This is a genomic window from Mesorhizobium sp. P2_C4, from assembly GCF_056404575.1.
The window spans coordinates 126,362-148,552 of sequence record NZ_JBFUDT010000004.1; the positions used below are offsets into that span (position 1 = coordinate 126,362).

A 22,191-nucleotide genomic window follows, 5' to 3' on the forward strand; every position below is an offset into this window, starting at 1 on the left:
GGCGCACGAGTCGTTCGCTAGCCCCTCCTGAGCGCCTTACCCACTTTGAAGAAATCCGCCCAGGGATCGGCTTTGGCCAGCTGCTTCATCGTCGTGGCATCGCCGATCGGAAAAGCGTTCGGCGCCAGCCCGGCTTCGATCTCCGCCCAGGTCACCGGCATCGACACCGTGGCGCCCTTCTTGGCGCGCGACGAATAGGGCGCGACCGTCGTCGAACCGCGGCCATTGCGCAGATAGTCGACGAAAATCTTGCCGGTGCGCGCCTTCTTCGACAGCGTCGCCGTGTAGCGATCCGGGGCCGCCTGTTCCAGGGCGCGGGCGAAATCATGGGAGAAGGTTTTTGCCTCTTCCCAATCCGCCGACGGTTTCAGGGGCACGACGACATGGTAGCCCTTGCCGCCGGATGTCTTGACGAGGTTGGGCAAGGACAATTCATCAAGCCTCGCGCGGATGTCGAGTGCGGCTTCACGCACCGCCTTGGCGTCGACGCCTTCGTCCGGGTCGAGATCGAAAACGATCTGGTCCGGCTTTTCCAGCTCGTCGATGGTGCAGCCCCAGATGTGGACCTCGACCACGCCGTTCTGGACCAGAGCGGCAAGCCCGTCGAAGTCGCGGATGAACAAGATCTCCTCGCCATCCGTCGGATCCTTCATCCGGGCGATCTTTTCATGCATGCCGGCCGATGCGTGTTTCTGGAAGAAGCGCGGGCCGCCAATGCCGTCCGGCGCCCGCACCAGGCTGAGCGGCCGGTTGACAACGAATTGCTGCATGCGCGGCCAGACCAGCGCGTAGTGCTCGAGCAGGTCCTGCTTCGAGATCTTTTCCTCGGGCCACAAAAGCTTGTCCGGATGGGAGAGCTTGACGACGGTTTGAGCCGTCCCGGCGGATTTCGTCGAAGCCGGCTTTGCCTTGCTCGCGACCGTCGGAGCCTTCGGTTTTTCCTGGACGACTTCCTCCGCCGGCTTGTCTTCGCGCAATCCCTGGAACGATGCGTGGCGTATTATACGGTCGGAGGTCCAGCTGCGAAACTCCACTTCGCCGACCAATTCGGGCTTGACCCAGACCAGTCCCTTGCCCTTCGGCACAGCGGCGGCGAAGGGTGAAGCGTCTGCTTTCAAAGCGTCGAGTTTTTTCTTCAGATCGGTAGCCATCCTGGCCGAAAAGCCGGTGCCGACGCGGCCGGCATAGTGCAGCTTGCCGGTCTCGAAATAGCCGACCAGCAGCGAGCGCAGGCCACGCCCGGTCTTTTCCGACGGCAGATAGCCGCCGATGACGAATTCCTGGCGCGCCGTGCATTTCGACTTCACCCAGGCCGGACCACGGCCGCTGCGATAAGGCGCATCGGCGCGCTTGGAGACGATGCCTTCCAGTCCCATGCGACAGGCGTGCTGCAGCATGACCTTGCCGGGTTCGGCAAAGTGGTCGCTGAAGCGGACTGCCGAATCGTCCGACGGTTTGCCGAGCAGGTCCTGCAGCGCCTGTTTGCGCTCGACCAGCGGCTCGCTGCGCAGATCTTGCCCGTCGAGACGCATCAGGTCGAAGACATAGTAGATGAAGCGATTGGTCCGGTTCGCCGACAGGTCCTGTTGCAGCAGCGAAAAGGACGAGACGCCATTGTCGGCCAGCACGACGATCTCGCCATCGATGATGGCATCCGTGCATTTCAACCGTGCGAGTTCCGCAACGATCTCGCCGCCGAATTTCTGCGTCCAGTCGAGGCCGGTGCGCGTCAGCAGCCGCACGTCTGTTCCGGCAAGCTGCGCTTGCATGCGGTAGCCGTCGAATTTGACTTCGTGCAGCCAGTCCTTGCCCGGAGGCGCATCCTTCTCCAGCGTAGCCAGCTGCGGCTCGATGAAGTCGAGCCGCTTTGCCGCCACAGCCTTCGCCTTGCCGGCGGCGGCCGGCTTGTTGGAATGCCAGACTTTTGGCGTCTTGCCCTTGGCGGTCTTGCCTTCACCGACCTCCTCGATCGTCAGGCCCGACTTCACCGATTGCGGGGCTTCCTCGAGGATGTCTTCGCCGGGGCGGGCGGCGGCATCGTCGGACTTGATCAACAGCCAGTTGTCGCGCTTTTCGCCCGCGCGGGGTTTCAATCTCACCAGATGCCAGAGGCCGTGCAGCTTGTTGCCGTGCAGCTCGAAGCTGATATGCCCTTTCTGCATCGCCTTGGCCGGCTCGATCTCGGGCGTCCAGGTGCCTTCGTCCCAGACGATGACCGTGCCGCCGCCATACTCACCCTTGGGGATGGTGCCTTCGAACGGTGCATAGTCGATCGGATGGTCCTCGACATGGACGGCCAGCCGCTTCTCGTGCGGATCGAGGCTCGGGCCGCGCGTCACCGCCCAACTCCGCAGCACGCCATCATGCTCGAGGCGAAGATCGTAGTGCAGCCTTGTCGCGTCATGCTTGTGGATGACGAAAATGCCGCCGGCCTTGCCCTTGCCGCTGCGCGAGACCTTGCCGGCCGGCTCGGCGGTCTTCTTGAAATCACGCTTGGAATGGTACTGCTCGAGGCCGGCCATCTCCCCAATCCTCAGGCCGATTTACGCTTGGCGGCGGCGGTTTTCGGCTTCGCACCTTTCGCCGGCGACTTGGCTTTTGCCGACGAGGAAGCCTTTGATGAACCGCCATCCGAAGACAGGCTCTGCTTCAGCGCGTCGAACAGATTGACGACGTTGGAGGGTTTTGGCGCGGCCGGCGCCGCCGGCGCCTTCTTGCCGGCTTTCTTGGCGCGGATCAGTTCGAGCAGGGCGTCCTCGTATTTGTCGTCGAATTTCGACGGATCGAACGTGGCTTTCTTCTTGTCGATGATGAGCTCGGCGAGATCGGTCATCTCCTGATCGGTCTTCACGGCCTTGATGTCGCCGAAGACCGTATCAGGCTGGCGCACGGTGTTGTCGTAGCGCAGCGTGGTCAGCACCATGCCCTTGCCCAGCGGCTCGATCACAACAGGGCGCTCGCGGCTGTAAAGAACGATGCGGGCGAGCCCGGCCATCTTCTTGCTCGCCATGGCATCGCGGATGACGGCAAAGGCCTCCTCCGACACCTTGTCGGCCGGCGCCACATAATAGGGCGTATCGAGATAGATCTGCTGGATCGAGGATTTGTCGACGAAGCCGTCGAGGCTCATCGTGTGCGAGGATTCGATCTGCACCGCCTCGATCTCGTCCTCCTCGATGTGGACGAAGTCGCCGTCGCTGACCTCATAGCCCTTGATCTCGTCGCCATCGCCCAGCGGCTTGCCGGTTTGGGCGTCGACATAGATGCGTTTGACCGTGTTGCCGGTCTTGCGGTTCAGCACCCGGAACGAGACCTTTTCCGTGTGGGTGACGACATTGGTCAGTTCGATGGCGCAGGTGACCAGCGACAGCTTCAGATAGCCTTTCCAGGCTGGACGAGACGCCATGACAAACTCCCTGCGTGGTGCGGTTGAACCGAGAACGGGCAAAGTCATTCCCGGTTCCGTTTGTTGCGCATAGACAGCGCCGTTGGTCGCGGGACTGCCATGGAACTGTGGTTGCCACGTTCGATCGAGCAGCCATCCGACGATGTGGCTGAGGCTGACGTTGAGCAATTTTTGGTCGACGCGGGCAAGGAGCGCCCGTCCATACTTCTGATCGACGACAGCAGCGTGTTGCGACAACTGACCGCTGATTCATTGCGACAGCGTGGCTTCGCTGTAACCTGTGCCGGAGGGGGCGCCGAGGCGCTGGCAGTTATCGAACGGACGCCACATGATTTCGACGTCACTGTCACCGATTTCGCTTGTATCGGGGGTGGATGTCATCCGCTTTGCGCGATAGAAGGTATTTTCCCTCTCATTCCGTCTCTGGATCACGTCGGCCCCATGGCCAGAACAGTCGAAGATGTGGCACTGCTATGGGCAGCGCTTTGTAATGACGAGGGCGGCAGCGGCGCTCGCGTGAAAAAGATCGGATTTGATCCCATTTGGCTGCAGGAAGCGGACGCAGAAATCCTGCGTGCCTTTGGTCAGGTGCTGGAGCTTCTCAAAGCACAAGGCATCGAATGCCAGGAGGTTCAACTTCCCGATCTCGACGAGGTTTCCGAGATGCATGGCCGCATCTTCTTTGTCGAGGGAGCCGCCCATCACTACGCCAATTCAAAGAGCACATTGGCAGCTATCCGTCGATCGCTCAAAGCTGGTTTGCTGCAGCTCTTCAGGCGCCAGTGGGTGATTATGTCAATGCATCTGAGAAGAGGGTTCGATTTACCGGCCAGGTCAATCGCCTGTTGGAGGATGTCGATGTCATACTGACGCCGACGCTCTCGGTGTCACGTCCCCAACGCGATGCGGAGGAGCTGATAGTTTCGGGCAAGCCTTGCGACTTCACCATGGCATTGGTCAGACAGACATGCCTGTTCGATCACACCGGACATCCTGCGCTTGCGATGCCGATCAATGTCGATGCCGAGTCGCCGTCTCCGAGCCTTCAGATTGTCGGACGCCACAAGGACGAGAACAGAATTCTGACGTTCGCCAGAGCACTCGAGCGCATGTTGCCCGGCGAGACGACACGACAACGCAGGCAGTGAACAGGACGCGGCCAGCGAGAAAATTGGGAGGCCGTATGGTATCGAGTGGGCTGCCAGAGGTCATCGCAGTCTTTCTATGATGAGGGACTTGTCCGCTAGGAATTGTTCAAGCGGCCTGGGTTCTGGATCGGGTCACTCTTCACTTTGGCGACTGCTTCGCGGATGCGCTTCTCCTGGTCGCCGATCTCATCATAGGCAAGAAATCCCTCTGACACCAACGTCTCTTGGGCGGCCTCAAGCCAACTGTCAAAGTGTAGTGCTGATTGATCGCTTGGTTCGACTGCGGGACGGGTTCCGACAGGTGTTCCCTCAGGTGCGAGACAAGACGCGCCTGAAACGTCCCCCACGCAACTTGCTTGTTTTCGACCAAGGCAATGATCAGACCAAAGACCCGCGCGTGTCAGGCACAGGGGAAAAGAGGCCCTTCGTCACTGTTTTGGGGTATGCCCGCCTCAGCCAGACGGCGCAGAGCCGCATCTTCCTCAAAGGTGCTTAATGTAAGTCGCCGCCAGGTCCAGATAAAAGCGGTCGCCGGCCGTCTCTGCGTCGTTGCCCCACAGTGTGCCTGCGGTGAACTCGACCGTGTAACAGTGCTGCGGATGCGGCCCCGATCCGGCCGCGACGGTATAGGCGAATTGGAATAGGCCCAAGTCGGCAGCGATTCTGCCGACCTTGCCGCGCACATAGCGCGGCACCCGCGTATGACCTGAAGCGTGGTTGACCGACACGCGAATTGTTTCGCCCACCACAAACTGTGGCCGGCTGGTCTCGGGCGGGAAGTCCAGCTTCGCGCCGCTCTTCATCGCTTCGACCAGTCCTTCTGGAGTGGCCGGCGCGTGTCTGGTCAGGTCGACGTCAAACACTTTCTTGCCGGAGGACAGTTCCGCTTCGCTGACCAGCCTCAGGCCGGCGAACCCAATGCCTGGGGAACAAGCGTGACAAACAGAGTTAGAGGGCGTATGTTGACATAAAGATGTCTTTATGTGACTTGAGTGCGGCTGTCGTCTTGAGGATGAAAAATGTCGCAAAGTTCCTCATCGCTGGATGACCTGTTCGGCCCCGCCGCGGCAAAGCCCGACGGTTCCGAAGTACTTGCTGCGCTGACCGCAGCGGCGCAAGAACGCATCCTCATCCTTGACGGCGCCATGGGCACGCAGATCCAGGGTCTCGGCTTCGACGAGGGCAAGTTTCGGGGTGAGGCCTTCGCCGGCTGTGCCTGCCACCAGCAGGGGAACAACGATCTGCTGATCCTGACGCAGCCAGGGGCGATCGAGGAGATACACTATCAGTACGCCATCGCCGGCGCGGATATCCTTGAAACCAACACCTTCTCCTCGACCTCGATCGCCCAGGCCGACTACGGCATGGAGGATGCGGTCTACGCGTTGAACCGCGATGGCGCGCGGCTGGTGCGTCGGGCTGCGAAGCGAGCCGAGCAGGAAGACGGCAAGCGCCGTTTCGTTGCCGGTGCGCTAGGGCCGACCAATCGCACGGCGTCGATGTCGCCTGACGTCAACAACCCAGGCTATCGCGCCGTGACATTCGATGATCTGCGCCTCGCCTATGGCGAACAGTTGCGCGGGTTGATCGACGGCGGCGCCGACATCATCCTGATCGAGACCATCTTCGACACGCTGAATGCCAAGGCGGCGATCTTCGCCTGCAACGAGATTTTCATCGAGAAAGGCGTGCACCTGCCGGTGATGATCTCCGGCACGATCACCGACCTGTCCGGCCGCACGCTGTCCGGCCAGACGCCGACCGCCTTCTGGCATTCTGTGCGTCACGCCAGCCCGTTCACCATCGGCCTCAACTGCGCGCTCGGTGCCAGGGCCATGCGCGCGCATCTGGCCGAGATTTCGGACGTCGCCAACACTTTCACCTGCGCCTATCCGAACGCCGGCCTGCCCAATGAATTCGGCCGGTATGACGAGAGCCCGGAATTCATGGCCGCGCAGATCGAGGATTTCGCCCGCGAAGGGCTGGTCAATGTCGTCGGCGGCTGCTGTGGCTCGACGCCGGATCACATCCGGGCGATCGCCGACGCGGTGCGGAAATATCCGCCGCGCGCCATCCCCGACATCGAGCCGAAGATGCGCTTGTCCGGGCTGGAGCCGTTCACGCTGACCGACGAGATTCCCTTCGTCAATGTCGGCGAGCGGACCAATGTCACGGGGTCGGCCAAGTTCCGCAAGCTGATCACGGCGGGCGACTATGTCGCCGCGCTCGACGTGGCACGCGACCAGGTCGCCAACGGCGCCCAGATCATCGACATCAACATGGACGAGGGGCTGATCGATTCGACGAAGGCGATGGTCTGTTATCTCAACCTGATCGCTGCCGAACCGGATATCGCCCGTGTCCCTGTGATGGTCGACAGTTCGAAATGGGAGATCATCGAGGCCGGCCTGAAATGCGTGCAGGGCAAGTCCCTGGTCAACTCCATCTCCATGAAGGAAGGCGAGGAGACATTCCTGCACCATGCCAGACTGGTCCGGGCCTATGGCGCGGCGGTGGTCGTCATGGCCTTTGACGAGGACGGCCAGGCCGACACCAAAAAGCGCAAAGTCGAAATCTGCACCCGCGCCTACAAGCTCTTGACCGAGCAAGCTGGCTTTCCGCCGGAGGACATTGTTTTTGATCCGAACGTGTTCGCCATCGCTACCGGCATCGAGGAGCACGATAATTACGGCGTCGACTTCATCGAGGCGACCGGCGAGATCACCGGGACGCTGCCGCATGTCCACATTTCCGGCGGCGTGTCGAACCTGTCCTTCTCGTTTCGCGGCAACGAGCCGGTGCGCGAGGCCATGCATGCCGTGTTCCTCTACCATGCCATCCAGCGCGGCATGGACATGGGCATCGTCAATGCCGGCCAGCTTGCGGTCTACGACACGATCGAGCCCGAACTGCGCGAGGCCTGCGAGGATGTCGTGCTCAACCGCGTACCCAAGGCCGGCGGGACCGCCACCGAACGCATGCTGGAGATCGCCGAACGCTTCAAGGGCACGGCCGGCCAGGAGGCCAAGGAGCGCGACTTGGCCTGGCGCGAATGGACTGTCCAACAGCGGATCAGCCATGCGCTGGTCAACGGCATCACCGAATTCATCGACGCCGATACCGAGGAAGCGCGGCTTGCCTCCGAGCGCCCGCTGCATGTCATTGAAGGCCCGCTGATGGCCGGCATGAACGTCGTCGGCGACCTGTTCGGCGCGGGAAAAATGTTCCTGCCGCAAGTGGTGAAGTCCGCACGCGTGATGAAGCAGGCGGTGGCCGGGTTGCTGCCGCACATGGCGGCCGAGAAGCTGGCGAACGCCGCCAACGGCATCGACAATGGCGAGCGCCAGACGGCGGGAAAAATCCTGATGGCGACGGTGAAGGGAGATGTCCACGACATCGGCAAGAACATCGTCGGCGTCGTGCTCGCCTGCAACAATTACGAGATTATCGATCTCGGCGTCATGGTGCCGGCGGCCAAGATCCTGCAGACGGCACGCGAGAGACAAGTCGATATCATCGGCCTGTCCGGTCTCATCACGCCGTCGCTCGACGAGATGGTGCACGTGGCTTCCGAGATGGAGCGCGAGGGCCTCGACATCCCGCTGTTGATCGGCGGCGCGACGACCAGCCGCGTGCACACGGCGGTGAAGATCCATCCGCGCTATACCAGCGGCCAGACGGTCTACGTCACCGACGCCAGCCGGGCGGTCGGCGTGGTCTCGTCCTTGCTTTCGAACGAGACCAAGGGCGGCTATGTCGACGCGGTTCGCGCCGAATACAAGAAGGTCGCCGATGTGCATGCCCGCTCCGAAGCCGACAAGCAACGGCTGCCGCTGGCCAAGGCGAGGGCCAACGCGCACCGGATCGATTGGTCGAGCTATGAGCCGCCGAGACCTTCCTTCATAGGCGTGAAGGTTTTTGAGAACTGGGACCTTGCCGAACTCGCGCGCTACATCGACTGGACGCCGTTCTTCCAGACCTGGGAGCTGAAGGGGCGTTATCCAAAAATCCTCGAAGACGAGGCGCAGGGACCAGCGGCGCGCCAACTGTTCGAGGATGCACAGGCGATACTGGAGAAGATCATCGCCGAGAAATGGTTCGCGCCACGCGGCGTCATCGGCTTCTGGCCGGCCAACGCCGTCGGTGACGATATTAGGCTGTTCACAGACGAGGCGCGATCACAGGAATTGGCGACCTTCTTCACCTTGCGCCAGCAGCTGACCAAGCGCGACGGCAAGGCCAATGTCGCGCTGTCGGATTTCGTCGCCCCGTCGGAAAGCGGCAAACCCGATTATGTCGGCGGCTTCATCGTCACCGCCGGTATCGAGGAAGTGGCGATCGCCGAGCGTTTCGAGCGGGCAAACGACGATTATTCGTCGATCATGGTCAAGGCGCTGGCCGACCGTTTCGCCGAGGCCTTCGCCGAGCGCATGCATGAGAAGGTGCGCCAGGAGTTCTGGGGCTACGCGGCAGACGAGAATCTGGCGCCAGACGAACTGATCGGCGAACCCTATCGCGGCATCCGCCCGGCGCCCGGCTATCCCGCACAGCCCGACCATACCGAGAAGGCGACGCTGTTCCGGCTGCTCGACGGCGAAGGCAACGCGGGGGTCAGCCTGACCGAAAGCTATGCGATGTGGCCCGGCTCGTCGGTGTCCGGGATCTATCTGTCGCATCCCGAAAGTTATTATTTCGGCGTCGCCAAGGTCGAACGCGACCAGGTCGAGGATTATGCGCGCCGCAAGGCCATGCCCTTGGCCGAGGTCGAGCGCTGGCTCGGCCCGATCCTCAACTACGTGCCGGTGCCTTATGCAGAGGCGGCGGAGTAGTTTCGCGAAGCTGTCGCCTTTTGCTTCAGGTGGCCGACGAACCAGCTGCTATCATATTGCTACTGCTCAGAGAAAGTTGTCCCTCTGAGTTTGCCATGACCGTTGATTTTGCGCCGAAACAATTCGCTAGTTGGAGCGGTGACGGTACTTTTCGAGACGACTTGGGCGCACGGTCGAACGCCGCAAAGTGCAAGAAACGCCCGATTGTCCCCAATAGTTGGTGAAACCTCAAAATATTTTTTGCGGCGATTTTCCCTTTGAAATCAAAAGCGTAACTTTTTGACGGATCATGCGTCGGCTTTTCGATACCGCAGCAAGAAAAAAACCAGCTTGATCAATGGCCTAGCTGGGTCAAAAACAATCGAGTGGGAGTAGGGTTAGCGTACCCCAAAGTGCACCGGCGTAGTTTTTCGCAAAAAAACAACGATTTGCGGTTCATCTCGTTCACTGTCGTTCTTGCATCATCAACCGAAATTACCACGCTGTGACCGGCAGGTGTCACAGCCTTCTTACTCTGTTGTGCCAGCTTTTTTTCTGCGCCGATTGGTGTGCGACTGCGCGACCGCCATTTGCAACTCGGGTGTGATCTCCAACGGCGCATTCTCTGCCTCATGTGGGTTCTGTAGCCCCTGGACGTGGACAGTCGGAAATGGCAGTTCGATGCCTTGCTCCTTGAAGACCTGGCGCAGGCGCACATAGAATTTACGTTTCATGCCGAAGGCGCCTCCAGGTCTGGTCATGGCCTTGACCCTCAATACGATGCCGTACTCGCCGAACTCCTGTACGCCCTGCATCTTGATCGGGTCGAGCACCCAGTTTTTGAACTCGGGATCTTCCGCCAGTTCGAGGCCGATTCGCTTGATCAGCTTGCGCGCGAAGTCGATATCGGTGTCATAGCCGACGGTGATGTTGAACTTGTCGATAACCCAGTCACGGCTCTGGTTCTGGACCGCCCCGAGTTCACCGAAAGGTATGGTGAACAGCGGACCACGATGGTGGCGCAGCTTCACCGAGCGCAGCGAAAAGCTTTCCACAGTACCCTTGTAATTGCCCGAGGAAATATATTCGCCGACACGAAACGCATCATCGAGCAGAAAAAACACGCCCGAAATGATGTCCTTGACGATGGTCTGTGCCCCAAAGCCCACCGCTACGCCGACGACGCCGGCGCCGGCGATCAGCGGGCCGATCTGGATACCCAGCGAGGCGAGCATCATCAGCACCGCCATCACGATGATCGATGCGAGCAGAATGTTCTGGAGGATCGGCAACAGCGTATGCAGCCGCGCCTGCTGCGGATCGAGGATCGGGACTTCCTCCTCGCTGATCACAGGGTGCGGTGTTTCGATGCCCAGCTTTCGCTCGATCAAAGCCTTGATGATCGACCAGCCGAAATCGGCGGCGAGGGCAATGACCACGACATTGATCAAGCCACGCAATATGAACGTCGTCGTCGTATCGCTGTCGCGCATGGATTGCATGTTCAAACCCCAGACGCGCGCGAGAAAGTAAGCCGCCGCCAGGATGAAAATCATCCGGATTGCGCGATCAATGACGGCGATCGTCACCGCCGGGATCGTAGGCCGGCCGGCCTCTTCCGAACCCGGCCGCAGGACGAAATTAACCCCGCGCTGTGTCAGCACGATTGCCAAAGGCAGGAAGAATGCGGCGAAGGTAAACCAGAAGTAGGTATAAAGGCCGGCGATGCGCTGCAGGAACAGGGCGACGAAATAAGCAGTAAACAACCATGTCGCTTCCGCGTGACCGCTGTGGCGCCCACCGTCTCGCTGCGTTCTTGGCCGACGCCAGATGGCAAGCAGCAAGAGCACCAGCAGCACGAAATCGGCGCCCAGTGACAGGACCATCATTCCGTCCTGATCGATGCCGAGACCCGGCAAGAGGATGAACGCGGCGCCGAAGAAGACGAAGACGCCGACGATCCGGGGTAGCCAATAGGACCAATGGTCAGCCACTTCGTTGGTGATCGGCAAAGCACGAACCTCGACGGCGTTCTCGACGTTCATGAAGGAAGGGACGAGCGTGGCCATGACGTACAGGCGCACACCCCATGTAACGACTGCCGCCATCAGAAATGTCAGCACAATCTCGCGGATAAGCATTGGCCAGTCGAACAGCATGAACGCGCCGGCGCTGCCCAGTGCAAACGAGACGATCAGCATGCTGGAATAAAGCGCGCGACCGCCAATCTTCTTGGCTCGCCCGATGGGTGTATCCTTCGGTTGCGCGATAACCCAAAGACGAAATGGACGGGTGACTTTGTACGTCGCCCAAGTGAGCGCCAGGCCGGCAGCGATGAACATCCCAATCAGGATCAATACGCTGACAGGCCCCTTGCTGGACATATCCTGCATGGTCTCTGCCCGAACGCGCGCGAACTGGCCTGGCAGCAGGGGCAAAGTCCGCACGATCCTTTCGATATGATGCCTGATCCGATCGAGCGTCGAGGATGCCATCGTGTTCATCTGGCCCGGTGCGGCCACGGCGTCGGACGATGCGTCTGCCGGCGAGCCGCCTGCCTCGGCAGGCGCTTGCGTTGATCCGGCGTCCTTATTCCGTTGGTCGACAACCCAGGCCTTCACCGACGGATCGTCAAGAAGCTCGAAGAGCTGTTTGACCTTCTCGGGCGGGGCGGTCGCTGGTGCCTGCGCCTGTGCCGGGCCAGTCAACAGGAGGGTGATTCCAAAGACAAGCGGTGCGGCGATCAGAACAAACACCGCCGTCAGATCTCTCAGGCGTCGCGCCGAGCACACCACGTTCCTGGCTCCCAATCGTCGAATCACAAGTGGCATCGTGCTGCAACCTTCCGGCCAAATCGGCGGGTAATGACATCTATGTCCGTCGTCGCTCCTACCTTGAACAAGCCGATCTTGTGGTGCAAGACGTCATCGTTTCGAGCTGGACCGTTGTACCGGGCACTTGGCGGTGCTTATTGGCCGCCGGGGAGGGCATTCCGACCCCGGTCCAGACCCAGCCAACTCCTGCCGAAGAAACGAAAGCTCGATGGTCCAGGACAATGCAATCGAGGCGAACGGCGGTGCCGCTTCCGAAGGCCTCGCGTGGATCGCATTGCGAAACGCCGCGTCTGATTGCGGCTCAGGCTCGCGTTCGATCGACCCGCAGTCCCTGCGCGCGCTGCCGGCAGGACGCAAGTGGGTGGGTGAGGCCGCCAAGGTGATCTTCGATGGCCTTGTGGCAGGAAGCCTGTCGGCGCCAGCGCAATTGGCTGCCAGGTGGGACAGGTTCGGCGGGGCCGTTACCGAGTTGATCATCGAACTCGGCAAGGTCTGGGACAATCCCGGCGCGGCTCGCCGCATCCAGTATCAGTTGGAGCAAATGCTTCTCGAGGCCGACGATCTTGCCGCACCGCGCAGGCTGGCGCGGACGCTTGGAATTCGCGTCGACGCTCGGAATCCGGCCTCGACCGAACTGCCTGAGGGTATCGATCAGATCTACGCCCATCTGATGATCGATGGCCAGATCGAAGCCGTCGTGCAGTTTGGCGTGCTCGGGACGGCGACAAGGGATCATTGGATTGAATTGATCCAGAATGTCGTGCCCGCTGGGCGGCTTGGCCTTGCAGCCGAGGCATTGTCGACGGAGGCGGAAGGCCGGTCCGATCCGGACAGCCATTTCGGCAAACTCGCGCAATTGGCCGCACAAGCACGGGAGCTGGTTCGCTCGAGCGCCGAACCTGCACAGCCTCCCTCGGCGCCGCGCCGGGCACGGACCGCGGACAGGAATGATCGCACGGCGTTCTGGAACAGCTATTTCGCGACCGAGGATCCCTGGAACTACAGTTCGCTCTATGAGCAGGAAAAATACCAGCGGCAGCTCGAAATTCTGCCGGCCGGTCCCATCGCGCAGGCGCTTGAGCTGGCCTGCGCGGAGGGCCATTTCACGCGCCAGCTGGCGCCGCGCGTGGGCCATCTGACCGCAACCGACATCTCCGCCATAGCCATCGAGCGGGCCCGTGCACGATGCAGCGATCAGCCGAACATTGAGTTCGGCGTACTGGATTTCGCTGCCGACTCGCTGCCGGGTGAGATGGATCTGATCTTCTGTTCGGAGGTGCTCTACTATCTGGACGATCTCGCCGAGTTGCGGCGCATCGCCAAGAAATTCGCTGCGGCGTTGGCGCCTGGCGGCAGTTTCATCAGCGCGCACGCCTTCGTGCTGCGTGACAATGTCGAAAAGACGGGCTTCGACTGGAACACATTCGGTGCCCAAGCGATCTCCGAGACGCTGGCAGCGACCGAAGGCCTCGTGCTCGAGCAATCGATCCAGACCGAGCTCTACCGCATAGACCGCTTCCGCCGCCTGTCACCGGACGAAGTGGCGACGGAACCTGTGATCGATCATGTGCCAATCCGCGCGCCTATCGAAATCGGGGTGGCGCGAAATATCGTCTGGGGAGGGGCGCGGGCCTTGCGCCGCGACGTCGCGCGCAGCGAGCGGCGCCAGCGTATCCCTGTTCTCATGTATCACGGCGTCGCCGATGAAGGTCCGGCCGCGCTCGCCCGTTTTCGGCTGACGCCCGCCGCATTCGCCAGCCAGATGGCATGGCTGCGCGCCAATGGCTTTCACGCTGTCAGCTCCGAGCAGCTGGAAGGGTTTATCGCCAACCGTCAGCCTTTCGCGGGCCGTCCGGTGCTCATCACTTTCGATGACGGGTTCCAGAACTTTGCCGACCATGCCTGGCCGATCTTGCGCGCCAACGACCTGTCCGCGGAAGTGTTCTTGGTGACGGACCTGATGGGTGAAACTGCACGATGGGACGCCTACAACGGTCCGCCGGCGCAGCTTATGACCGCCGGGACAGTCCGACGCCTCGCCACCGAAGGCGTGTTCTTCGGCAGCCATATGGCGACGCACCGCGCGATCGATGGTCTGTCGAGCGCTGACCTGGCCGGCGAACTCCTGCGCTCTCGCATGTTCATCGAACGGTGGACCGGTCGGCCAACCACCGCGTTCGCGGCACCCTTTTCCGTCACCGACCCACGGCTCGGCCGGCTGGCCAGGGAGTGCGGCTATCGAGTGGGCTTCGGTCGCAAACACGGGCCGGCGGACCTCGATAGCGATCCCATTGACCTTCCGCGCATCGAGATTCGAGGCGACCGCTCGCTCGATGACTTTGTTGCGACTGTCAAGGCCGTGCTCGATGAACGCTGAACGCGTCAGTGCCCCGCTCACAATGCGCAAGATACAATCGACGAGACGCGCCGCAGCCTAAGAGCACAGCCCCGTGCGCGCCGCCCTAAGTCCTGAGACACACGGAGGATTCCATCCATTCGCATCGGGCAGGATTTCTAGTAGGCTGCCGCTAGGGAAACTGGGGATTTCGGCGTGATGGTGGTCGACGATCGGCTTCTCGAAGGCAAGATGACCGAGATCGAGCAAGCGCGAGCATGGAGCCCGCGCGTTATCTCAAAATTCGAAACGCTCATCAGGAGCGGCGACGACCAGGCGCTCTATCGTGTCAATCCGCTGGCCTTCGCCCGCGATCGCGCAATCGCCGAGCCTGAAGCAATCGACCTCTTCCTTTATGCGGCCCGCTGCGGCCTGTTCGACATGAGCTGGGACGTGCTCTGTCCCCAGTCCGGGATGGTGCTTGACAGTTTCGGCGCCCTGCGCACGCTGCAGACGCATTATGTCTGTGGCCTGTGCGACGTATCGGGCGATACCGACCTCGACGACTTCATCGAGGTTTCCTTCTCCGTGTCGCCCCATCTGCGGCGCCTTTCGTTTCACGAACCCCAAACGCTCTCTGTCGAGGATTTTCACTGGAAGCTCCACTTCGGACATGACGGGCGGCTGCCGGGGCAGGACGTTCGCTTTCTCGACGTTCTGCGAGGCTTCGTGCGCGGCATGACGTTCCTGCCGCCGGGCACCACAACAATGCTGCACGCTGACCTCGGTCCCGGCGCCCTGTCGGGCGTCAACGTGCAGACACAGGCGGCATTCGCTGTACCCATCTCGGGCGATCCGGTGTTGGCGCCGACACTTCTTAAGATCAACTATGACGGCAAGCGCTTCTTGCCGTCGTTGCCGGCAGTGCCGCCCGGTCCGGTTGTCATTGAGGTTGCGAACACCGGACCCGGTCGTGGCGCCTTGCTTCTCATAAACTGGCCGCCCGAGCTTGTCGCGCTGACCACCAAACCTACGCTTGATTTCGACCCATACGTTTCCGGCGGGGCGCTGCTTGCGCGGCAAACCTTCCGCCACCTCTTCCGTTCCGAACGTGTCGACGAGAAGGAGGGGCTCGGCATCCGGCAGATCACCTTCTTGTTCACGGACCTCAAGGGTTCCACCGCCATGTATGAACGCCTTGGCGATCTCAACGCCTATGCCCTGGTCCGCGAGCATTTCGCTCTTCTCAATGCGGCGGTCCACCAGCATTCCGGTGCTGTCGTGAAGACGATCGGAGATGCGGTGATGGCAGTATTCTCGCGGCCATCGGACGCAATCTCGGCCGCCCTGCACATTTTTGAAGAGATCGATCGCTTCAACGGCGATCATGTCAGGCCGGGGATTATTTTGAAGATGGGTGCTCACTGCGGTCCATCGATTGCCGTCACACTCAACGACAACCTCGACTATTTCGGTCAGACCGTGAATGTCGCCGCGCGCGTGCAGTCACTGGCGGAAGCCGGACAGGTCTGTATCTCCGAGGCGCTCTATTGCGCGCCCGGCGTGAGTGAGCTGCTTGCGGGCCGAAGCGTCGTCGCGTTTGATGCGCCTCTTCGAGGTGTAGAGGGCGATGCAACTGTCTATCGCATCATGCGAGGATAGACCGCCTGTTTGCCTCGTTCACAAGTCTATTGGGCGACCTGGGACACGGCTGACATCAGCTCCTGCGGGTTTGGCGCCCCAAACATGTATCGCCCACCCTCCGGAACCTCCGTGAAGCTCCAGCGGACGATCCCCTGCCGGTCCAGCAGGAACTGACCGACCAATTGTCCGTGTCCGGTTGCGATCATCTGCTGGTCGGCTTCGGTCAGTTCGTAATGGTCCCTCTTGTCGAGGATTGCGCCGGCCGTCATAGGATCCATGGGACCGGGCAACTCGCCAGGTATGTCGACCCGCATATCCATTGCCGCGGCCATCGCGACCTTGTACGGCCAGTTCGTCTCGTTCTCGGTGAATTCGAGATTGGGCAGCCCAAAAGCACGATGTGAAGCGCGTTCCGGGTCGGAGGCCGCAAGCAGGTTCGGCATCGGGTGGTAGCGGAAATAGAGACGCGCCCGTTCGATCGGCGTGTTGACCACCGTCAGGCTCCCCACGCCCCTTTCGCGCAGCTCCGGATCAAGCCGCGCCTGGGCGGCGATATGGCGCCGGCAAAACGCACAATGCAGACCTCGAAACAGGCCGATCAGCACCGGCTTTTGTCCACGAAAGTCGTCAAGCGCGATCTTGCCTTCCTGGGTAATGGCGTCGAGAACCACGTTCGGTGCCCGGTCGCCCGGTTGAAGCGGCAACAAGTCACTACGCGCGGACATTTCCAACCTCCAACCCCGGCTAGTCAAGAAACGGCAGCACCACAAGCCCTTCCGGGTCGAGCCCGTGCTGGGCGCATATACCCTGCGCCAGGGAAAAGTAGCGTTCGGCCTCGGCCAGATTGTCCAGGTCGAGATTGAGCGTTGCAAGACCATCATAGCACGGAAACAGCAGTTGGGGTTCGCCCGTTTCGCGGGCTACGTCCAGTGCTTCTTGGAACAAGCTGACCGCCAGGTCCGGGCGGCCGTTGCACTGGTGGATCTGCCCAAGCACGATCAACGGCACCGCCAGGTGCTCGCGCTGGTCGAGCGCGCGGTCGATCTCGATGGCCTTCTCGGCGGCAGGCACGCCCTCCGTTGGACAGCGATCCGTGAAAGTACAACAAGCGACCGCCAGATTGACGAGAAGGCGCGCCTGGAAGCCCAGATCACCAATACGGCGCGCCACTTCAAGACCGCGCCGGCAGACCTCCATCGCCTGCGCCGGATCGATGGTCGTGTAAAGCACGCCGAGATTGGTGTAGCCGCGGCAGGCCGCGCCCGGTAGACCGGCGGCTTCGGCCAGTTCAATGCTGTGCTCAACCTCCCGCACGGCTTCATGGTTTCGGCCAAGGCGAGCCAGCGCAACAGCCTTGGTATTAAGTGCCTCGGAGGTCACAAGAGTGGCATCCTCTGAGACAGTTGTCAGAGTGCGCAGGCAATCCAGCGCCGCGTCCGCCCATTTTGCCGCGAGTGCGTGATCTCCGCTGCGGAACGCCTGTCGGCCACGCTCTTGCCACAGATGCGCCTGCTCGATCGGGGCATCCGCTCCATCGAGGAGCGCTGCCGCTTCAACATAGCGGGATTCTGCGTCGTCCCGCTTGCCCACGTCCCAGAGCAGCCGACCGATCTTACGCAAAACGCGTGCCGCAGCGACACGATCGGCTGACGCGCGGTACGCCTGCAGCACCGTCTCGTAGTGGTGGTGCGCGATCTCGCGGCGGCCTGCCGGGCCGCTCAAATCGGCAATGCGCTCTGCAATTGCCAGTTTGAGCGGTGTTTGCCCGATCGCGTCCAACGCAGTCAGTGCTCGCTCGTAGAAACGAAGGGCGTCATCGTTGGCGTATATCATGCGCGCGCGATCGCCCGCCGCCTGCAGGTAATGCGCACCCTTCTCGCGCTCGGCGCTCAGTGCGAAATGATGACCGAGCACGGTCAAATCCTCGAGCCGTTCCGGCTTGTCGCCGCACAGTTGCTCCAAGGCAGCACCGACCCGCCCGTGGATGTCGGTCCGGCGTTGCAGGAGCAGATTTTGGTAGATCACGTCCTGCAGCAATGTTTGCGTAAAGCGGTAGCTTTGCGACGAGACCGAGCCTGATCCTGCAACTTCCTCGATGATTTCCGCATCGCAAAGCAGTTCGCAGCCGGCTTCTAGCCGGCCAGGGTCGGTTGTCACGGTTTTTAGAAGTGTGGCATCGAAGCGCGGGCCGATCACCGCGGCTTCCTGGGCCAACCGGCGCACCTCTTGGGGCAGCCGGTCGACGCGAGCAAGCAACATTGCCTGGATAGTGGCGGGAATGCCGGTTGCGACTTCGCCTGCCACGGTCCGCCATCGCTGGTCCTCGCGCACCAGTACACCGCGATCGATAAGGCCGCGAACGATCTCCTCTACAAAAAGCGGGTTGCCGCCCGCGCGCTCGAGTATCTGGTCAGGAAGCCTTCCTGCGGAGTTTACCCAGCTCTCGCCGAAAAGCGCGGCCAGCAGGCTGCGCCCGTCGTCACTGTTGAGCGGCGAAAGCCGGAGCGCCGTGTGACTGACCCGACTTGAATCGAGCTGGTCGTTGTCCGGCGCCGGACGATGCGTGACCAGCAACATCAACCGCGTGCGTTCCAACCTGTCCATCACGAAACGCAGTGCCTCGAGCGACACGGCGTCGGCCCAGTGCAGATCTTCGACGACAATCAACAGCGGCGATAACGCAAGCCGCCGTTCGATGATCGTGCGGACTGCGTAGAGAATTTGCCGCCGCAACTGCTCAGGTTCGACATGTTGCAAAGTGGCATCGGGGTCGCCCAGGCCAAGCACATGGTAGAGCAAAGGCATCAGCCGCTTCGCCTCCTCGCCCTGCAGGCCGAGATCGGCAAGCAAGGCCGCGAGCTTTGCCCGCATTTCGTCCCCACTGTCGTTTTGCATCATCCCGGCAGCGCTGCGCACCACTGCGCCCAAGGCGCCAAATGATTGTTCGCCCAGGGGTGAGCACGTGGCCTGCCGCACGGCGACATTGCGAAAACGATCCTCGTCGCCGACGCGGGCGACGAACTCCTTCACCAGCCGCGATTTCCCGATACCGGCTTCTCCGACGAGGCGGACAAGTTGGGCCGAGCCGCCGCAAGCCTGGTCGAGGCTCGCCAGCATTCTATGGAGCTCCGCACCACGACCTATTATCGGCGCGCTGAGGCCGAGCGCCTCGAGCCCACGCGCTGCACGTGGCGCCTCAAGCGGTGCATCCAGTCGATGGACGAGCACACTGCCAGCCTTGCCGCGAAGCACGACATCACCCAGCGACTCGTAAGAGAAGGCATGCCGGGTCAGCCTGTGGGTGAGCTCGCCGACCAACACCTCACCCGGTGCGGCCAGCGATTGCAGGCGTTGCGCCGTATTCACTGTGTCACCGGTCACCGAATAGGATTTGGCGGTGCCGATGCCCAATCCGCCAGTGACGACCGGACCAGTGTTTATGCCGATGTGCAGTAACAGAGGCGAGCCGGAGTGGGAGGCGCTTTCGCCGAGCCGCGCCGTCCGGGCGATCATGTCGAGAGCGGCGCGAAGCGCACGTTCCGGATCGTCCTCATGCGCGACTGGCGCACCGAACAAAGCGAGCAGTGCATCGCCGATGAATTTGTCGACGAAACCACCGAAGTTTCGCACGGCCGCCGTCAATTCCTTGAACAGTTGGTTCTGCAGCGCTTGCATGACCTCGGGGTCGAGCTGCTCGCTGAGTGTCGTGAAGCCGCAAAGGTCGGCGAACAGGACCGTTACCGTCCGGCGGTCGGCGTCAGAGACCGGATGCAACCCATCTTCGCTTTCGATGTTCGGAAGCGGCGACGGAGTTCGAGAAGGCGGCACAATGGTCCGGCTCGGTGTCGGAGCAGGCCGTTCGACGGCCTTTGCGGACGCACCGACGCTTGTCCCACATTTCGGACAGAACTCGAAATCAGGTGCGCAGAGGTAGCCGCAACTGGCGCATGCCACCGGCTGGCGCCTGCCACACCTCGGACAGAAGGCGAAGCCGCTCTCAACCTCGAAACCGCAGCCCGAGCAGTCCATCGACAAGACCTCACTAGGGGCCGTTCGCTAACCACGTCACGGCCAGGGTATTCACAAGGATGAACCGTTAGGCGTCGACCAGCAAGCGGCAGCCCAAATGGGCATCGATCGAGCCGTGCGGGTCCTGTCGTTCGGGCGGCTGCGTGGCCGTCGTTTACGAAAATTCCCTCTTACCCTCCGTCTTCCTGCTATCGTGGAGATGAGGAGACGGACCCATGAGCGAGAATCGCAAGCTAGCCGCAATCCTGGCTGCAGATGTGGTCGGATACAGCCGGCTCGCGAGCGCTGACGAAGACCGTACTTTGGCGAGGTTGCGGGCCCTGCGCAGCGACCTGATCGATCCGATCATCGCCGTGCACAACGGGCGGGTGATCAAGCGCACCGGGGATGGGGCGCTGGTTGAGTTCCGCAGCGTCGTGGATGCCGTGCGCTGCGCCGTTGAGGTTCAGAACGGCATGGTTGAGCGCAATGCCGGCGTGCCGCAGGAGCGCCGTATCGAGTTCAGGATCGGCATCCATCTGGGGGATGTGGTCGAGGAAAGTGACGGCGACCTGATGGGCGACGGCGTCAACATCGCCTCGCGTTTGGAGGGAGTCGCGGCGCCCGGCGCCATCTGCCTGTCCGAGGATGCGTATCGCCAGGTCAAGGCGAGGCTCGACCTCTCGGTCAGCGATCTCGGCAGCACGCAGCTCAAGAACATCGCCGAGCCGATCAGGGTCTATTCGCTGCAAGTCGGCAGCGCCGGGACCAGGGCGGCCGCGACCTCGGAAACCGCGAGCCGGCCGGCGACAGCAGCGCCGCCGAAGCTATCGATCGCCGTCCTGCCATTCGCCAACATGAGCGGTGACGCCGAACAGGACTACTTCGCCGACGGCATCTCCGAAGACATCATCACGGCGCTGTCCAAGCTGTCGCAGCTCTTCGTCATCGCGCGCAATTCGTCGTTCACCTTCAAGGGCCAGAACGTCCATGTGCAAGAGGTAGGCACGAAACTCGGCGTGCGGCATGTTCTGGAGGGCAGCGTACGCAAGTCGGGGAACAGGGTGCGCATTACCGCGCAGCTCATCGATGCAACCTCGGGCGGCCATCTTTGGGCGGAGCGGTTCGATCGCGACCTGACCGACATATTCGCCGTGCAGGACGACGTGACGCAGCAGATCGTCGGTGCGCTGGCACTCAATCTGACTGAGGGTGAGCGTCAGCGGCTGGCGCCCGAGCACCCGCGCAACACGGAGGCGTATGACTGTTTCCTGCGCGGCCGGGAGCTTTGGCACCGGCTGACGAAGGAGACGAACGACGCGGCCCGCGACCTCTTGCAACGTGCCATCGAGCTGGACCCGAAGTTGGCCTCAGCCCACGCTTTCCTCGCCCTCACGCACGGTCTCGATTACCTGAACAGATGGGGTGCGTCGCCGCCGGAATCGATGGCGCAGGCGGAAGAGGCCGCCACGCGAGCGGTAACGCTGGATGACAACGATCCTTGGGCGCACTGGGCGCTGGCGATAGCCAGGCTGTACACACGACGGCACGATGGGGCCATCGACGAGGTCGAGCGCGCACTGGTCCTCAATCCGAACTTCGCCGAAGCGCACGTCTGCCGCGGCGAAACGCTGTACTATTCAGGCAGGCCCGAGGAGGCCCTTGAGAGTTTCGCCCGGGGAAAGACCTTAAACCCATACTTTCCCGACGTGCTTCTGCACTTCCAGGCTTTGGCGTTGTTTCAACTAGGAAGGTACGAAGAGGCCGTTGACCTGTTGCTGCAACGGCTGGCTCGCAACGCTACCACCGACGTCTCGCGCGCGCTTCTGGCCGCCTGCTACGGCCATCTGGGCCGTTTCGCCGAGGCCCGCGCGGCATGGCAGGAGGTGCTGCGCGTCAATCCCGACTATTCGCTGGAATACCGTCGCAAAATCTTGCCTTACAAGAACCCTGCCGATTTCGAACGCCTGGTGGACGGGCTCCGCAAGGCAGCTATTGTGCAATGACA

At 61.7% G+C, this 22,191-nt stretch carries 10 protein-coding genes and 1 pseudogene; 5 read left to right on the plus strand and 6 right to left on the minus strand.

Annotated elements, in window-relative coordinates; genetic code table 11:
* Positions 1–17: 17 nt before the first annotated feature.
* Both ligD and ku read right to left on the minus strand, forming a co-directional pair.
* Positions 18–2,522: a DNA ligase D gene (ligD, locus tag AC1DX6_RS17180; RefSeq protein WP_477315373.1), complete on the minus strand. Its 2,505-nt coding sequence runs from the start codon at positions 2,520–2,522 to the stop codon at positions 18–20.
* 11 nt (positions 2,523–2,533) lie between these two features.
* Positions 2,534–3,406: a non-homologous end joining protein Ku gene (gene ku / locus AC1DX6_RS17185; protein WP_477315374.1), complete on the minus strand. Its 873-nt coding sequence runs from the start codon at positions 3,404–3,406 to the stop codon at positions 2,534–2,536.
* A gap of 441 nt (positions 3,407–3,847) precedes the next feature.
* Between ku and AC1DX6_RS17190 the strand changes: the two are divergent.
* Positions 3,848–4,554 (plus strand): annotated as a pseudogene (locus tag AC1DX6_RS17190) (amidase family protein).
* A gap of 482 nt (positions 4,555–5,036) precedes the next feature.
* Here AC1DX6_RS17190 and AC1DX6_RS17195 read toward each other — a convergent pair.
* Positions 5,037–5,417 carry an SH3-like domain-containing protein gene (locus AC1DX6_RS17195; protein WP_477315375.1) on the minus strand — a complete coding sequence of 127 codons (381 nt, stop codon included), beginning with the start codon at positions 5,415–5,417 and terminating at the stop codon, positions 5,037–5,039.
* Between the two features lie 156 nt (positions 5,418–5,573).
* Between AC1DX6_RS17195 and metH the strand changes: the two genes are divergently transcribed.
* The gene (gene metH / locus AC1DX6_RS17200; protein ID WP_477315377.1) at positions 5,574–9,383 is read left to right on the plus strand and encodes a methionine synthase; all 3,810 of its coding nucleotides are present in this window, start codon (positions 5,574–5,576) and stop codon (positions 9,381–9,383) included.
* Between the two features lie 509 nt (positions 9,384–9,892).
* On the opposite strand, the gene AC1DX6_RS17205 is transcribed toward metH, so the two are convergent.
* On the minus strand, positions 9,893–12,193 hold the full coding sequence (locus AC1DX6_RS17205) for a mechanosensitive ion channel family protein (RefSeq protein WP_477315379.1): 2,301 nt from the start codon (positions 12,191–12,193) through the stop codon (positions 9,893–9,895).
* 133 nt (positions 12,194–12,326) lie between these two features.
* On the opposite strand from AC1DX6_RS17205, the gene AC1DX6_RS17210 reads away from it, so the two are divergent.
* On the plus strand, positions 12,327–14,573 hold the full coding sequence (locus AC1DX6_RS17210) for an SAM-dependent methyltransferase (protein ID WP_477316450.1): 2,247 nt from the start codon (positions 12,327–12,329) through the stop codon (positions 14,571–14,573).
* A 174-nt stretch (positions 14,574–14,747) separates the two neighbouring features.
* Complete coding sequence (locus AC1DX6_RS17215) at positions 14,748–16,193, plus strand: DUF5939 domain-containing protein (RefSeq protein ID WP_477315381.1); 1,446 nt, start codon at positions 14,748–14,750, stop codon at positions 16,191–16,193.
* A gap of 26 nt (positions 16,194–16,219) precedes the next feature.
* Here the strand turns inward: AC1DX6_RS17215 and AC1DX6_RS17220 are convergent, their stop codons facing one another.
* Complete coding sequence (locus AC1DX6_RS17220; RefSeq protein WP_477315383.1) at positions 16,220–16,900, minus strand: redoxin domain-containing protein; 681 nt, start codon at positions 16,898–16,900, stop codon at positions 16,220–16,222.
* 19 nt (positions 16,901–16,919) lie between these two features.
* Positions 16,920–20,204, minus strand: a complete 3,285-nt coding sequence (locus AC1DX6_RS17225; protein ID WP_477315385.1) for an ATP-binding protein — start codon at positions 20,202–20,204, stop codon at positions 16,920–16,922.
* A gap of 215 nt (positions 20,205–20,419) precedes the next feature.
* Between AC1DX6_RS17225 and AC1DX6_RS17230 the strand changes: the two genes are divergently transcribed.
* Positions 20,420–22,189 (plus strand): adenylate/guanylate cyclase domain-containing protein, encoded by a 1,770-nt coding sequence (locus AC1DX6_RS17230; RefSeq protein ID WP_477315387.1) that lies wholly within the window; start codon positions 20,420–20,422, stop codon positions 22,187–22,189.
* Positions 22,190–22,191 lie beyond the last annotated feature (2 nt).